This window comes from Aliiroseovarius sp. CAU 1755 (genome assembly GCF_054482655.1).
In genome coordinates this window covers 347,426-361,472 of sequence record NZ_JBTLRH010000003.1, presented here as the reverse complement: position 1 = coordinate 361,472, position 14,047 = coordinate 347,426, and the positions used below count along the sequence as shown (strand labels likewise).

Annotated in this window: 12 protein-coding genes; 5 read left to right on the top strand and 7 right to left on the bottom strand. The window is 60.9% G+C overall.

What is annotated here, in order from left to right:
• Window positions 1-5: 5 nt before the first annotated feature.
• From ACXYMP_RS13665 to ACXYMP_RS13645, 5 genes are all read right to left on the bottom strand, one after another.
• Complete coding sequence (locus tag ACXYMP_RS13665; protein WP_458906982.1) at window positions 6-1,406, bottom strand: DUF2927 domain-containing protein; 1,401 nt, start codon at window positions 1,404-1,406, stop codon at window positions 6-8.
• Window positions 1,407-1,408: 2 nt separating this feature from the next.
• On the bottom strand, window positions 1,409-1,864 hold the full coding sequence (locus ACXYMP_RS13660) for a GNAT family N-acetyltransferase (protein ID WP_458906979.1): 456 nt from the start codon (window positions 1,862-1,864) through the stop codon (window positions 1,409-1,411).
• 200 nt (window positions 1,865-2,064) lie between these two features.
• The gene (locus ACXYMP_RS13655) at window positions 2,065-2,769 is read right to left on the bottom strand and encodes an RES family NAD+ phosphorylase (protein WP_458906977.1); all 705 of its coding nucleotides are present in this window, start codon (window positions 2,767-2,769) and stop codon (window positions 2,065-2,067) included.
• Window positions 2,766-3,173: an antitoxin Xre-like helix-turn-helix domain-containing protein gene (locus ACXYMP_RS13650; protein WP_458906975.1), complete on the bottom strand. Its 408-nt coding sequence runs from the start codon at window positions 3,171-3,173 to the stop codon at window positions 2,766-2,768. The genes ACXYMP_RS13655 and ACXYMP_RS13650 overlap by 4 nt, the downstream gene beginning before the upstream one ends.
• Window positions 3,174-3,240: 67 nt before the next feature.
• Window positions 3,241-4,101 (bottom strand): AAA family ATPase, encoded by an 861-nt coding sequence (locus ACXYMP_RS13645; protein ID WP_458906973.1) that lies wholly within the window; start codon window positions 4,099-4,101, stop codon window positions 3,241-3,243.
• 333 nt (window positions 4,102-4,434) lie between these two features.
• Between ACXYMP_RS13645 and dksA the strand changes: the two genes are divergently transcribed.
• A complete protein-coding gene (gene dksA / locus ACXYMP_RS13640; RefSeq protein ID WP_298566671.1) occupies window positions 4,435-4,857 on the top strand; it encodes an RNA polymerase-binding protein DksA in 423 nt (140 codons plus the stop codon).
• 177 nt (window positions 4,858-5,034) lie between these two features.
• Complete coding sequence (locus tag ACXYMP_RS13635; RefSeq protein WP_458906970.1) at window positions 5,035-6,204, top strand: FAD-dependent oxidoreductase; 1,170 nt, start codon at window positions 5,035-5,037, stop codon at window positions 6,202-6,204.
• On the opposite strand, the gene ACXYMP_RS13630 is transcribed toward ACXYMP_RS13635, so the two are convergent.
• On the bottom strand, window positions 6,201-7,031 hold the full coding sequence (locus ACXYMP_RS13630) for an isocitrate lyase/PEP mutase family protein (protein WP_458906968.1): 831 nt from the start codon (window positions 7,029-7,031) through the stop codon (window positions 6,201-6,203). The genes ACXYMP_RS13635 and ACXYMP_RS13630 overlap by 4 nt on opposite strands.
• Complete coding sequence (locus ACXYMP_RS13625; protein ID WP_458906966.1) at window positions 7,028-8,212, bottom strand: pyridoxal phosphate-dependent aminotransferase; 1,185 nt, start codon at window positions 8,210-8,212, stop codon at window positions 7,028-7,030. The genes ACXYMP_RS13630 and ACXYMP_RS13625 overlap by 4 nt, the downstream gene beginning before the upstream one ends.
• A gap of 252 nt (window positions 8,213-8,464) precedes the next feature.
• On the opposite strand from ACXYMP_RS13625, the gene guaB reads away from it, so the two are divergent.
• The 3 genes from guaB to ACXYMP_RS13610 all read left to right on the top strand — a co-directional run bounded on the left by guaB (window position 8,465) and on the right by ACXYMP_RS13610 (window position 13,875).
• Window positions 8,465-9,916 carry an IMP dehydrogenase gene (gene guaB, locus ACXYMP_RS13620; protein WP_298566675.1) on the top strand — a complete coding sequence of 484 codons (1,452 nt, stop codon included), beginning with the start codon at window positions 8,465-8,467 and terminating at the stop codon, window positions 9,914-9,916.
• A gap of 45 nt (window positions 9,917-9,961) precedes the next feature.
• Window positions 9,962-11,143, top strand: a complete 1,182-nt coding sequence (locus ACXYMP_RS13615) for an RsmB/NOP family class I SAM-dependent RNA methyltransferase (protein WP_458906963.1) — start codon at window positions 9,962-9,964, stop codon at window positions 11,141-11,143.
• Between the two features lie 104 nt (window positions 11,144-11,247).
• Window positions 11,248-13,875 carry a hybrid sensor histidine kinase/response regulator gene (locus ACXYMP_RS13610; protein ID WP_458906961.1) on the top strand — a complete coding sequence of 876 codons (2,628 nt, stop codon included), beginning with the start codon at window positions 11,248-11,250 and terminating at the stop codon, window positions 13,873-13,875.
• Window positions 13,876-14,047 lie beyond the last annotated feature (172 nt).

Genomic DNA, 14,047 nt, shown 5'->3' with positions numbered 1-14,047 from the left:
TCCCTTTAGCCCGGCGAGATGGCAGCGATTTCGCTGAGCCGCGCGCCGACCTGTTCGTTCGAGCCGAAGCCATACCGCGCCCAGCCCAGACTGTCGAGCCTGACAAGCTGCGCCTCAGCGCCGCGGCCAGCAAGGTCAAGAGCTTCGGCTTTGATCATCATCAGCGTCGCCAGAAGCGCCGCGTTTTCGGCGCGCATGACGGGGGAGATGTGGGAGTTGACGATGGCAATCGCCTCGTTCGCGCGGCCGGCAGACAGGGCATAGGCCGCCAGTTGCACGCCCATATGGGCCGCGTGCAGCGCGGTTTCGGGATTGGCGCGGTAGATCGCTTCGGCCTCGCGGAAGGCGGCGAACGCCCCTTTGCTGTCCTGGCGCATGTTCAGGCGACCATAGGCAAACAAGCTGAACGCCAGTCGCGTGTCTCGCCAGCCCATATTGCGCGCGATTGTGACGGCTTGCGCAGACGCCTCACGACGGCGGGTTTTGGACTGTCCGCCGCCCAGCGCGACCTCTATCGCGACCTTCCATGCTTCGGGTGACGCACCGCCCATACGCGGCGCACCAGTGCCGCCTGCCGGGTTCAGTCGCGCCAACACCTGCGGCAGACGGGCAGCGACATCGCCACGGCTCATGCCCGAGGCCAGTTCGGGCGCGTAATACGCCCGCAAGATCAGCATATCAAAGCCGGTTAGAACGGTGTGGAAGTTATCGTCGTTGAAGACGCTGTCATGCAGGCGATACAGATCATTCACCGGCCCCAGCGCCTGTGCGACTTCTTCATGCAGGCAATCGCGCAGCTCTTGCGGGCTGACATCGCCGGGCAGGAACACGGCCATCTTGGTGCGGGTGCGCATCTTTGCCCAATCCAGCCGTGCTGTGCCGCGCGCGGCCTTGTAGTCTTGCCAACTGGACACATTGGGCGCCACGAAACAGGCCGCATGGGGCACAAGGCGCTGAAGCTGGCGTTTCGGAATGACCTCAAGCGTAATGGACGCCGTTTCAGACCCGGACACTTGCCGGATGTTGATCCCGGCCTCAATGCGCAGTCGCGCCAACAGGCGGGTCAGGTCGGCCATCATGTAAGTGGGCGCATTGCCAGTGACGCGCAGGGTCACAGGGCCTTCGAACCGGGTCAGAACGGGCAGGGGACGACCGCTTTCCAATTGGAAGGACAGGTCCAGAAAATCCCCGGCAATCACACTGTTGGCCCGCGTGGGGCGGGTGATCTGTGTGCCACTGAAGGCTTTCATCGGGGGCAGGGTGGTCGGCAGACCGACGCGGCGTGCGGTGACCTCGTCGCCCCCAGCGGTCTGTTCGGCGCGCGTGCGTGATCCGTCCGGCACCGCGCAACTGACAAATGCCAGACAGGTCAGGGCCAAGGCCGCGGTTTTTGTGATCTGTCGCATCGTCAAGCCCTCCCATACCGGATGAAGGGCGTCTTGACGCCAATCCGGTCATAGAGTGCACGTGCGGTATGGTTGAAATCCTGCGTCAGCCAATAGACGGACGGCGTGCCGTTGCGATCAGCGGCATCATACACCGCTTCGATCAAGGCCCGCCCGACACCTTTGCCCCGAACCGACGGGTCCGCGTAAAGGTCTTGCAGGTAGCACACATTCTCAACCTTCCACGCGTGGCGATGGAACAGGTAATGGACCAGCCCGGCAGGCCGGTCGTCCACGCATGCCAACAGGCCGTGGAACTCGTTCGGGTCCTCTGACAGAAGTCGGGCGAAGGTGGTTTCATAGACCTTCGCGTCCAGTTCGGTCTCATAGTAGCGCAGATAGCCTTCCCACAGGCGATCCCACGCAGCCCTATCAGACGCCGTCAGTGGTCGAACGGTAATGTGAGCATTGTTTCCCATAACAATACACGCACACCTATTTTGTGCCCCCCCAGGCAAGGGGTCGACCTTAGGGTGTGGGGCGGGTTTCACCAAGCAAAACGGTGGTTTTCGCGAAGGATTGGTCGGAAAGCCGTGAGGGAAAACAATATGTTGTGTGGGCTACCTCACCCAGCACTAGGTTGGTTCGTTCGAGACGTGCTGGTTCAGCGAATCGTTTGCTACAGCCCGATCACGTCATAATCGGGCGAGCCGGACCACGTGATCTCCCATTTTGCACCCGGTCTCACGTTCTGCACGGCAGCGGGGTCGAAGGCGACCAGACAGGTGCCGCCGGGATGGCGAACGGATGGATAGACGAGGCCGCGATGACCCTCGGCCCGCAGCTTGTTGGCCAAGGCTTGGCCACGCGGATACCCGACAGCGGGGTCAGCGTGCAGCGACGGATGGTCGGTCTGGTGGCTCAGGTCCGGGAAATCACCGATGAAGTCAGCCAGAAGCTCGACATAGCAGGCTTTGGTGTCGAAAACGCCGATGTAAGACAGCTCGCGTGTGTAGTGATAGCCGACTTCAGCGACCGAGGTCATGGCGCTCCAACTGCAATACCACGCGCCGCGATGTTCGTCGTTGAACCGGTTGCCGCCTGCGCGCCGATAGGTGAAGGCCGCGTTCACATGGGTCATGCCATAAAGGCGCAGATCAGCCTCGCGCCGCGCCCACGCCAATTCGCGCCGGTCGATCCCCGGATCGCGCCCGCGTTCGGCGGTTTGGCGGGCGGATGTCATCGCCTCAACTTCGGCCAGCAGGGCCATTTCGTCGTCATTATCCACCAACCCACGCAAGGCGGGCGGCTTGTGATAGGTGGCCGGGATCAGCCGGACCAACGCCCGGTCGCTGACGGCCCTTAGGGGCAGGGCGTCGATCACATGCCCCCCCGCAAGGCGTCGGCATAGCTGCGCACGCGCAGGAACTGGGGCAACCCATCCTCGATCATCGTGTCGATCGGGCGCGCGCCATCAAACAGCGGGCCGGTGTTGGCAAGGGTGATCCATTGGTCGGCAATCGCCTCGTCGAAATAGAGGTGCAAGGATTTGTAGATCCCCACCAGCGCGGACAGCCGCAGCATCTGGTCGCGGGTCAGATCGCCCTTGAAGCCGGGGTTGCGGGCACGTTTCCACGTGGACGTGGACATATCCGCCAGCGCGGCGGCGTCTTCCAGCCGCAAACCCCATGCCTGCGCGATGCGGCCATAGGCTTTCAGTGCCACGGCAGCATGATCTGTCGTGGGCCGGGCCGGGGGCGGCGTTAGGGGTTGTGGGGCGGCGTGCATGGTGCATCTCCTGTCATGTTGAGCAGAAGATAGGGTCATATGGTCCAAATGTCAAGATCAGATGGGCTTATTGGCGCCCGCCACGCCCCTCTCGACGGGCCATGAAGGCCAGACGCTCAAACAAATGCACGTCCTGTTCGTTTTTCAAAAGCGCGCCGTGCAGGGTCGGCAGCGCTGACGCTCCATCGCGTTTCAGCACTTCAGGGTCGATATCTTCGGCCAGAAGCAGCTTCAGCCAGTCCAAGACCTCCGACGTCGAGGGCTTTTTCTTCAGCCCCGGTTGCTCGCGGATTTCATAAAACTGGGTCAGTGCCTCGGTCAGCAGGCGCGGTTTGATGCTGGGATGGTGCACCTCGACGATCTTGGCCAGCGTATCAGCGTCCGGGAAGCGGATATAATGAAAGAAACAGCGGCGCAGAAAGGCGTCCGGCAGCTCTTTTTCATTGTTCGAGGTGATGATGATGATCGGGCGGTGTTTCGCGCGAATGGTTTCGCCGGTTTCGTAGACGTGAAACTCCATCTTATCAAGCTCTTGCAGCAAGTCGTTCGGAAACTCGATATCGGCCTTGTCGATCTCATCAATCAGCAAAACGACGCGCTCGTCAGCGTCAAACGCCTCCCACAACTTGCCGCGCTTGATGTAGTTTCGCACATCATGCACGCGCTCTTCGCCCAACTGGCTGTCGCGCAACCGGCTGACGGCATCGTATTCATACAAACCCTGCTGCGCCTTGGTGGTCGACTTGATGTTCCATTCGATCATCCGCGCGCCCAAGGCACCTGCGACCTGCATGGCCAGTTCCGTCTTGCCAGTGCCGGGCTCACCCTTGACCAACAGGGGGCGTTGCAAGGTGACGGCAGCGTTTACAGCAACCTTCAGGTCGTCTGTCGCCACATAGCTTTCGGTGCCTTCAAAGCGTTTTGTCATCCTGTCATCCCCTTACGGTCACGTCTGCTTATTACCGGGCGAGGTAAAGGGACGGGTTGGATTTGGCAAGTGTGCCGTTGGGTTGGCGGGCCTGTCGCGCCGGACCGGACCGCATTGCCAGAGGGCAGCAAACTTGCCACCCTGCACACAATTCCGAGTGTTTTTGTTTCATTTCATATGTTTACCCGTAATGCGGGAAAACCTTGCCGCAACTTGGTCATTGGCTAGTGACAACAGCCAAATGCGGGTGTAAACGAGCGCCATTAGAAGCCGGGCTCCTGAGGGGCAACAAGGTTGTTAGGTAGTTACAGCCCGGTAAGTGAGGGAGTTGGTATGAAAGCAGAGACTTTCCTGCCCGACGATTACAGTCCTGCCGAAGATGAGCCGTTTATGAACGAGCGTCAGACGGAGTATTTCCGTCGCAAGCTTCTGGCCTGGAAAGAAGAGTTGCTTGATGAAAGCCGTCACACGCTTGAAGGCTTGCAAGACAACACACGAAACATTCCAGACATCGCGGATCGTGCATCGGAGGAAACCGATCGGGCTTTGGAATTGCGCACACGTGACCGGTCGCGCAAACTGGTTGGCAAGATCGAACAGGCGTTGCGCCGGATTGACGAAGGCGAATACGGCTATTGCGAGGAAACCGGCGAGCCGATTTCGCTCAAACGCCTTGACGCCCGGCCGATCGCGACCCTGAGCCTTGAGGCGCAGGAGCGTCACGAGCGCCGTGAAAAGGTTCACCGCGACGACTGAATGCGACGTGACTTTGCGCACGCTGGCAGCAATTGTTGCGGGCAAAGTGCGCGCATGTCACATGGCGTGTCGACCTGATCTATGAGAAAAAGGCGCGGGACATCCGGCGCCTTTTTTCTTTTTGGGTGTTTGTCTCTGAACGGTATCTGCGGGTCGGACCAATTCTGGAGGGATCGAATGATCAAAGGGCAACAGATCACGGTGCTTGGTGCTGGCATTGGCGGATTGACGGCGGCTGTTGCACTGGCCCAGCGCGGCGCCGATGTGACGGTCCTGGAGCGCGCGCCCGAGATCTCGGAAGTCGGGGCCGGATTGCAGATCAGCCCCAATGGCGTGCGGGTTCTGGACGCTTTGGGGCTGGGTGATACAGCGCGACGCCGCGCCATGCGCGGGCGTGGGGTCTGGTTGCGCGACGGGGTGTCGGGTCGCGAAGTGATCGACTTTGCGTTTGACAACGTCGCCCCGGATGCCACGTTCTTGCTGTTTCACCGGGCTGATCTGATTGACCTGCTGGCCGAGGCCGCGCAAAGCGCCGGGGCCAAGATCCGCTGTGGGGTCACGGTGCGTGCGGTCAAACCAACGCGCGCTGATCCTCTGGTCGAGGTAGAGGGGGACGCGCCCTGTTCCATGGGCTTTGTCGTCGGAGCAGACGGGTTGCATTCTGTCCTTCGCCCCGCCCTGAACGGCGTTCGCAAGCCCGTCTTTACCGGTCAGGTGGCGTGGCGTGCGGTGGTGCCCGCGACAGGCCGTGAACAGGCTGAGGCAACTATTTTCATGGGGCCGGGCCGCCACATGGTGACCTATCCCTTACGTGATGGGTTGCTGATCAACATCGTCGCTGTGGAAGAACGCAGCGCCTGGGCCGATGAGGGCTGGAACCACACTGACGACCCCGAGAACCTGCGCCGCGCCTTCTCAGGCTTTTGTGATGATGCACAGGCGCTTCTTGAGCGGGTGGATCGCGTGCATCTTTGGGGGCTGTTTCGTCACCCTGTCGCTTTGGAATGGCACCGGGGACACACGGCGTTGCTGGGCGACGCGGCCCATCCCACGCTGCCTTTCATGGCGCAAGGCGCCGTGATGGCGATCGAAGATGCCTATGTTCTGGCAAACTGTCTTGACAGTGAAGGGCCAGAGCAAGGCCCGGCGCTGTATCAAGCGCTGCGGCGCCCACGGGTCGAACGTATCGTCGAGGCTGCAAACAAGAACGCCCGCAACTACCACTACGCCAACCCGCTTGCGCGCCGGGTGGGGCATGGGGCGCTGCGATTGGCGGGTCGGCTTGCACCGCAAAAGGTGTTTGGCCGTTTCGGCTGGATTTACAACGCGGATGTGACGCGCCTTTAGCGCTTTGGTGCGTCAGCCAGCAAAGCGTCGACCGTTCTGCCCGGCAAGCCGGTGCCCAGCATCGAGAAGTCTCCCTGTTGGAACATGGCCTGTGATGCGTCATGGATCACCCTGTGGGTCACACGCGCCAAGGCAGACCCAAGCGATATTCTGGCCACCCCGGCTTGCGCCAACTGCGCGCGGGAGACCTGCGCCAGCGGTCCTGCCGCCAAGGCATTGACCGGCAGCGAGGTCGCGTCACAGATCCGCGCCTGATCGGCCAGGGTGCCGGGCATTGGCACATAGAGGCAATCGGCCCCCACCGCCTCAAACCCCGCGATCCGGGCCAAGGCTTCGTCGAGGTCATATTGCCCGTTCATCACGCCATCAGCGCGGGCCACCAGAACGAAATCTCCGGGCAGGGCGCGCGCCGCTGCCACTGCGGCTTCGATCCGCTCGACAGCAAGCGCTCGGTCATAGGGCGTGTTGGTGGGCAGGGCGGTGTCCTCGATTGATATCCCCGCCAGCCCGGCCTCATAGGACAGGCGCACAGTTTGCGCGCAGGTATCGGGATCATCACCAAAGCCGTTTTCAAAGTCCCCTGACACCGGCACATTCACCGCCGCCACAAGGTCCTGGGCATGGGCCAAGGCCTCGTCGCGGGTGACGTGGCCCATGTCGGGCCGACCCAAGGTGAAGGCATGCGCGGCCGACGATGTGCCGATGGCTTGTGCGCCCAGCCCCGCCAGCATCTTGGCGCTGCCAATGTCCCAGGCATTGGCCAGAATGAAGGGATTGCCTTTCTGGTGCAGCGCGCGAAACGCCTCGCCTCGGGTCTGGTCTGTCATCTGATCGGATCCTTTCTGATCATCTGGGCGAAACGGATCAGGCGCTCCAGCGCGTCAAGAAACCGCGTATCTTCAACCGTCATCGCGACGCGCAGGTGCCCGGCTGCGGCCCGCCCAAAGCTTTCGCCCGGCATGACCGCGATGTGTTGCTCTTCCAGCAGTCTGAGCGCAAACGCCTCTCCGGACAAGCCCGTGGCGCGGATATCCAGCATCAGATACATCGCCCCGCCCGAGGGGATCAGTCGGACCGTGTCCTGATCCTTGAACACTGCGGCCGCGGCGGCGCGACGACGGCAAAACGGTGCGGCAATCTTTTGCTCAAACGCAATGCCCTGCCGCAATGCAAAAAGCGCTGCATCCTGAATGAAACCCGGCACGCCATAGGTTGTGTTGATCGCAAGGTTTTCCGCAGCTTCGATGACCGGCGCTGGCCCGACGACCCAGCCGACCCGGCTGCCCGTCATGGCATGGCTTTTGGACATCGACCCCACCACCAGCGTGCGTTCAGCCATGCCCGGCAGGGCGCGGGGGCTAAGATGAGCCCCTTGCCAGACCTGACCGTCGTAAACTTCGTCCGAGATCAGCCAAAGATCCTCGTGTCGGCAGACCGCGGCGATCCCCTCCATCGTGTCTTGCGAATAGACCACGCCGGTCGGATTGTTTGGCGAGTTGATCAGCAAGCTTTTGGCACCCTTCGCGGATGCGCGCAGGCGATCCGGGTCAGGCTGGAACTGCCGCGACGACTGGGTCGGGATGGCCAGGGGTCTGGCCCCGACAGATCGGATGGTGCCGGGATAGGTCGCATAATGCGGGTCAATGAACAGCGCCTTATCGCCTTCGTCGCAGACTGCCATATGGCTGGCGAAAAGCGCGGCTTGCCCGCCCGGTGTGATCAACACGTTCTCGCGGCTGGTGGGGGTGCCGGTGCGGGCCTGAAGGCGTGTTGCAACCGCATCGCGCAGCGCCGGCACGCCTGCGATATCGGCATAGCCCGTATGGCCACGGGTGGCCGCGCGGTGCATCGCGTCAAGGATCGAGCTGTCGGTGCCGATGTCATGCTCGCCAATGGTCAGCTCTGTGATGTCGATGCCGGCCCGCAACATCGCGCGGGCTTTGTAAAACACGCCCCACCCATCGTCGCCATCGCCCAGAATGCTTTGAATGCGTTTGGAAAGATGCATTGGCCCTCGCTGTTCTTGAGACTTCGCTGTTCTGGCCCAAGTGTTTGTGCCGACAACGCCACCTTGCTTCCTGTTTGTCAAATCACCCGTTGCTTGGTTCCAGCCGCCTGACGCCTCATTTGCGCGGGGGTCGGGTGGGGTGGGGCGTCGGCGATCACCGGCCTGCTGCAGAAAAACCCGATTGCCCCTTTCCAAAACACCCGCGCCATGAGATATCGACGTGCCAAACGAACACTCCCGAGGAGAAAGCCCATGGAGATTCGCGAGGCGCTCACCTTTGATGACGTCCTTCTGGTCCCAGCCGCCAGCAATGTTCTGCCGTCCACGGCGAATACGACCACCCGCGTGACCCGCTCGATCGCCCTGAACATCCCGCTGCTCAGCTCGGCGATGGACACCGTGACCGAAGCGCGCATGGCGATCGCCATGGCGCAGGCGGGTGGCATGGGGGTGATCCACAAGAACCTGGATATCGAAGAACAAGCCCAACAGGTGCGCCGCGTGAAGCGGTTCGAAAGCGGCATTGTCTATAACCCGATAACGCTGACACCGGACCAGACTTTGGCGGACGCCAAGGCGCTGCAGGAACGCTATCGCGTCACCGGGTTTCCGGTGGTTGGCGAAGGGGGCCGGGTGGTCGGCATCGTGACCAACCGCGATATGCGGTTTGCCTCGGATGACAGCACTCCGGTCAAGGTGATGATGACCTCGGACAACCTTGCCATGCTGCAAGAACCTGCCGAGCTGGAAGAGGCGAAAAGCCTGATGAAAGCGCGTCGGATCGAAAAGCTTCTGGTCACCGATGCGGACGGCAAGCTGACCGGGCTTTTGACCTTGAAAGACACCGAACAGGCGGTGCTGAACCCGACGGCGTGCAAGGATGACCTTGGGCGACTGCGCGTTGCGGCTGCCAGTTCTGTCGGGGACAGCGGCTTTGCCCGCTCCGAGGCGCTGATTGATGCCGGCGTCGACATCGTGGTGGTGGACACGGCGCATGGCCACTCCGAAGGCGTGATCGCGGCGGTCAAGCGGATCAAGGCGCAATCCAACGCCGTGCAGGTCATCGCGGGCAATGTCGCCACCGGTGACGCCACACGCGCCTTGATCGACGCAGGCGCCGACGCCGTGAAGGTCGGGATCGGGCCGGGGTCTATCTGCACCACGCGGATGGTGGCGGGCGTCGGCGTGCCTCAGCTCACGGCGATCGGGGATTGCGCGGCAGCCGCGGGTGATGTGCCGGTGATCGCTGACGGCGGCATCAAGTTTTCTGGCGATTTCGCCAAGGCCATCGCGGCCGGAGCCAGCTGTGCCATGGTCGGTTCGATGATTGCCGGCACCGATGAAAGCCCGGGCGAGGTGATCTTGTATCAGGGCCGCAGCTTCAAGGCCTATCGGGGTATGGGGTCGCTGGGCGCCATGGCGCGCGGCTCGGCGGATCGCTATTTCCAGAAAGATGCCGCATCCGACAAATTGGTGCCCGAAGGGATCGAGGGGCAGGTGCCCTATAAAGGCAGCGCTGGCGCGGTGATCCACCAATTGGTTGGCGGTTTGCGCGCCGCGATGGGCTATACCGGTTGTGCATCGGTCGCCGAGATGCGCCAGAACTGCACGTTCGTGAAGATCACGGGGGCTGGGCTAAAGGAAAGCCATGTGCATGACGTGCAGATCACGCGGGAGTCTCCAAACTACCGGATTGGCTCATAAAGTCATGGCCTTATCATGTGAAGCTGATGTCATCAGGGGTGGACTGTGACGCCCGGCGCGCGCGTTGCCGCCGCGATCGAGGTGCTTGACGCTTACTTGTCCGGCACCCCTGCTGAACAGGCGCTCAGCGGGTGGACCCGTGGCCACCGGTTTGCAGGCTCCAAGGATCGTGCAGCGCTTCGCGACCATGTGTTCGACGCGCTCAGGCGGCTCAGGTCGTCGGCAGCACTTGGCGGTGGGCAGGATGGGCGCGCCACCATGATCGGGCTGCTGCGCGGACAGGGGATTGACCCGGACAGTCTGTTTACCGGTGAAGGTCATGCCCCGGCGCGCCTTTCGCCCGCAGAATACGCCTCGCTGAAAGATCAGGCAAACCTGACACGCGGCGAACGGCTGGATTGTCCGGACTGGCTGTTGGCGCGGTTTGACGAAAGCCTTGCGGACCAGTCCGATGCGGTGCTTGACGCGTTGCGCCACCGGGCACCAGTGTTCTTACGCGTCAATACAGCGCGCGCCACCCGCGAAGAGGTGCAGGCGTTGCTGGCGCAGGACGCGATTTCAACCACGCCACATGATCTGGCATCAACTGCATTGCTGGTTAACGAGAATCCACGTAAAATCAATGGGTCACGCGCCTTTCTTGATGGATTGGTCGAGCTGCAGGATGCCGCCTCTCAGGCGGTGATCGAAGCTTTGAATGTCCAGCCCGGAATGCGGGTGCTGGACTATTGCGCCGGTGGCGGAGGCAAGGCGCTTGCGCTGGCCGCGCTTGGGGCTGATGTGGTCGCGCACGACATCGCGCCTGCTCGCATGATAGACCTTCCCACGCGTGCCACGCGCGCAGGGTGCGACATCAAGATGGTCACCACGCCAGAGCTTAATACGCTCGGAGACTTCGACCTTGTTCTTGCCGACGCACCGTGTTCGGGCAGCGGATCGTGGCGCCGCGCCCCACAGGGCAAGTGGCTGCTGGATGCCCAACGTCTGTCGTCCCTTTGCCAAATTCAGTCTGAAATCCTGACGAAACTGTCTGAATTGACGCATCGAAAGGCCGGGAATACTGCCGAGATTGCCTATGCCACATGCTCGGTTCTGGTCGAGGAAAACCACGAGCAGGTCGCGCAGTTCGTGCTGAAGCACCCGTCCTATGACTGCGTCGAGGAACGTCAGTTTATGCCCCTTGATGGCGGTGACGGGTTTTATGTGGCCCGACTTAGGCGAAAGTAAAGCTTGGCAAAAACAATTACAGGTTGTTAACCTTGGCGCTGTTAATCGGTGTTTAACCCTCTGTTTGCGAAAAGAGGGGGACCGATTCTGAAAAGGGGACCAACGTGTCGCATCCTGTATTGTCGCCAACGCCACTGACGCAAGCCGCGATCCGCTTGTCTCCGCGCATCGGGTATTTGATGGCATTGTCCGTCTTTTTCCTGGGCGCGGCTTGGTTTGTCGGCGTTCCGGTCCTTGGACTGGTCTTGCTGGTTTGCGGTTTGACCTTCTTGTTCCTCGCGCTGACGGTGCGGGTCTTGGCGTTGTTTCACACCCGAAAACGGGGGGGACTGTTCAGGACTGTTGAAGGCTTTCTTGCCAACGACGCGGCCGCCTCGTTTTCCACGGATGCGGACGGGATGATCCTCTATCAAAACGCCTCGGCGATTGAAGATTTCGGTCCGCGGCAAGGCGACACACTGGCTGCGGCCCTGAAAGACATGTTTGCCTCGCCTGCTGCGGTATTGCTTCGCTTGCAAAACAAGGCACAGGCCAAGGGGGCCGCTCGTGAAGATGTGGTGTTGCGTCGCGGGCATATCCGTTTGTCGGTGCATCAGGTCGGCGACGATGGTTTTTTGTGGAGGCTCGAAGAAATCGGCGACCGGGGACCGGCAGGGCGCACAGGCGAAAACATCAGCTTGCCGATGATGACCGTGTCCAAAACCGGCACCATTCTGTTCATGAACGAAGCCGCAAGGCGCCTGTTGGGCGGGCGCGAAACGACCTTGGACCGGGTCTTCACCGAGCTGCCGGTCCGTGCAGGGTCGGTGATGCAGGTGTCCAGCAAAGAAGGTCCGGTCCCGGCTCTGGTCTGCGATCTGGAGATCTCCGCCGGTCGGCGAGAGCTCTATCTTCTGCCGCCCCCCGCCGGGCCCGCGATCACCACCGAAGAATGGGCCTTTATCGATCGCTTGCCGGTGCCATTGGTAAAGCTGGATGAAGCCGGCGTCATCACGATGGCGAACCGACGCGCGCGCGCGCTCTTGGCAGACGAAGCGGCAATTGGGTCGCGGTTGGCAGATCAGGTCGAAGGCTTGGGGCGTCCGGTGTCAGAATGGTTGCGCGAAGCACATGCCGGCCGCCATTTGGGGCGGGTCGAAGTTGTGCGCGCGGTCAAACCAACGGATGATGTGTTTTTGCAGATTTCGCTTGGTCAGGTATTGGAAGACACTGGACCGGCGCTTGTCGCTGTTTTGCAAGATGCGACTGAGCTCAAGACACTCGAAGCGCAGTTTGTTCAGAGCCAGAAAATGGAAGCCATCGGTCAGTTGGCGGGCGGGGTCGCACATGATTTCAACAATCTTCTGACGGCCATTTCCGGCCATTGCGATCTGTTGCTGCTGGGGCGTGATCAAAACGACCCCGAGTTCTCAGACCTGTCGCAAATCAACCAAAACAGCAATCGGGCTGCTGCGTTGGTGCGCCAGTTGCTCGCGTTCTCGCGAAAACAAACATTGCGGCCCGAAAAGCTCGCGCTGACGGAATCGCTGTCTGATCTGACCCACCTCCTAAACCGTTTGGTGGGCGAAAAAGTCACCCTGGAATTGGACCATGACACGGACCTTTTGCCGATCCGTGCGGATCGTCGCCAGTTGGACCAGGTCTTGATGAACCTGGTGGTAAACGCCCGCGATGCCATGGACGAAGGCGGGCTTGTTCGGGTCGAAACCCGCAATGTCATCCTAGAGCACCCCCTCGTTCGTGATCGCGCGACCGTTCCCGCCGGGGACTATGTGACCATCCGCGTGACAGATCAGGGAACCGGCATCTCCTCCGAGAAGATTGGCAAGATCTTTGAACCCTTCTTTACGACCAAGCGCGCGGGTAAAGGCACCGGACTGGGCCTGTCGATGGCCTACGGCATTGTGAAGCAAATGGGGGGGTTCATTTTTGTTGATTCGATCCCGGGAACAGGGTCGACCTTCACTCTTTACTTCCCGGTTTGCAGTGATCGAGAGCTTTTTGAAGACAGCTCTTCGCAGCCTTCACTGTCGTCGACCGAGATGGCAGGCGAAGAACTGCCCGAGCCGATTGCCGAAGAGAGTGGGCAAGTCAAAGAACCGGGCCTGAGATCGGCTGAAACTGAGACCTCTCTTCCGGAAGGAGGAGAGGCTGAGCCTGAAGACGTGCCCTCCGGCATGTTTGCATCAAAGCGAACCCCAAATGCCGAGCAGGCCCCGCGGCCCCAACCTGCTGAGGGGCAAAACAGCAATATGTCTGCCTCGACCAGCGCATCTGAGGGTGACTTGTCCTTGAAGGTGAAAACGATTTGCGACGAGCAGGTGCCGGGTTTGCCAAAACCGACGCATGGCGCTTCCGGTGCATCGGAGGACGGGATTGTTTTGCTGGTCGAGGATGAAGCCCCGGTGCGCGCATTTGCTTCGCGTGCTTTGCGGATGCGTGGCTACACGGTGTTGGAAGCGGAGAACGCTGAAGAAGCGCTTCGAACGCTTGAAGACACCTCTCTTTCGGTTGATGTATTCGTCACCGACGTGATTATGCCGGGAATGGACGGTCCGACATGGGTGGCGAAAGCCTTGGAAGACCGCCCGGGTGTGAAGGTTGTCTTCGTTTCCGGCTATGCGGAGGATTCGGTCTCAGAGCATCAAGCGCGCATTCCGAATTCGGTTTTCCTACCCAAACCGTTTTCCCTGACAGACCTCACAACGACGGTTCAGCGACAACTGCATTAAGCGGTTTTTCCCTGGGTCGGATCAAAAATGACCCAGCATTGTTCCCGTTAATCCTTTGGTTACCTATTTGGTGGCAAAGTCATTGTTGAAAAGTTTACTTGAAATGTTCCTATTTTGTGCCATAAGCAAGAAGAGGAACGTAAAGAGAACACGAGCATGATTGCCGCCCGTT

Coding starts and splice junctions, on each gene's coding strand:
- ACXYMP_RS13665 (WP_458906982.1), bottom strand. CDS start 1,406: ATGCGACAGATCACAAAAACCGCGGCCTTGGCCCTGACCTGTCTGGCA.
- guaB (WP_298566675.1), top strand. CDS start 8,465: ATGGAGATTCGCGAGGCGCTCACCTTTGATGACGTCCTTCTGGTCCCA.
- ACXYMP_RS13625 (WP_458906966.1), bottom strand. CDS start 8,212: ATGCATCTTTCCAAACGCATTCAAAGCATTCTGGGCGATGGCGACGAT.
- ACXYMP_RS13650 (WP_458906975.1), bottom strand. CDS start 3,173: ATGCACGCCGCCCCACAACCCCTAACGCCGCCCCCGGCCCGGCCCACG.
- ACXYMP_RS13635 (WP_458906970.1), top strand. CDS start 5,035: ATGATCAAAGGGCAACAGATCACGGTGCTTGGTGCTGGCATTGGCGGA.
- ACXYMP_RS13645 (WP_458906973.1), bottom strand. CDS start 4,101: ATGACAAAACGCTTTGAAGGCACCGAAAGCTATGTGGCGACAGACGAC.
- ACXYMP_RS13660 (WP_458906979.1), bottom strand. CDS start 1,864: ATGGGAAACAATGCTCACATTACCGTTCGACCACTGACGGCGTCTGAT.
- dksA (WP_298566671.1), top strand. CDS start 4,435: ATGAAAGCAGAGACTTTCCTGCCCGACGATTACAGTCCTGCCGAAGAT.
- ACXYMP_RS13630 (WP_458906968.1), bottom strand. CDS start 7,031: ATGACAGACCAGACCCGAGGCGAGGCGTTTCGCGCGCTGCACCAGAAA.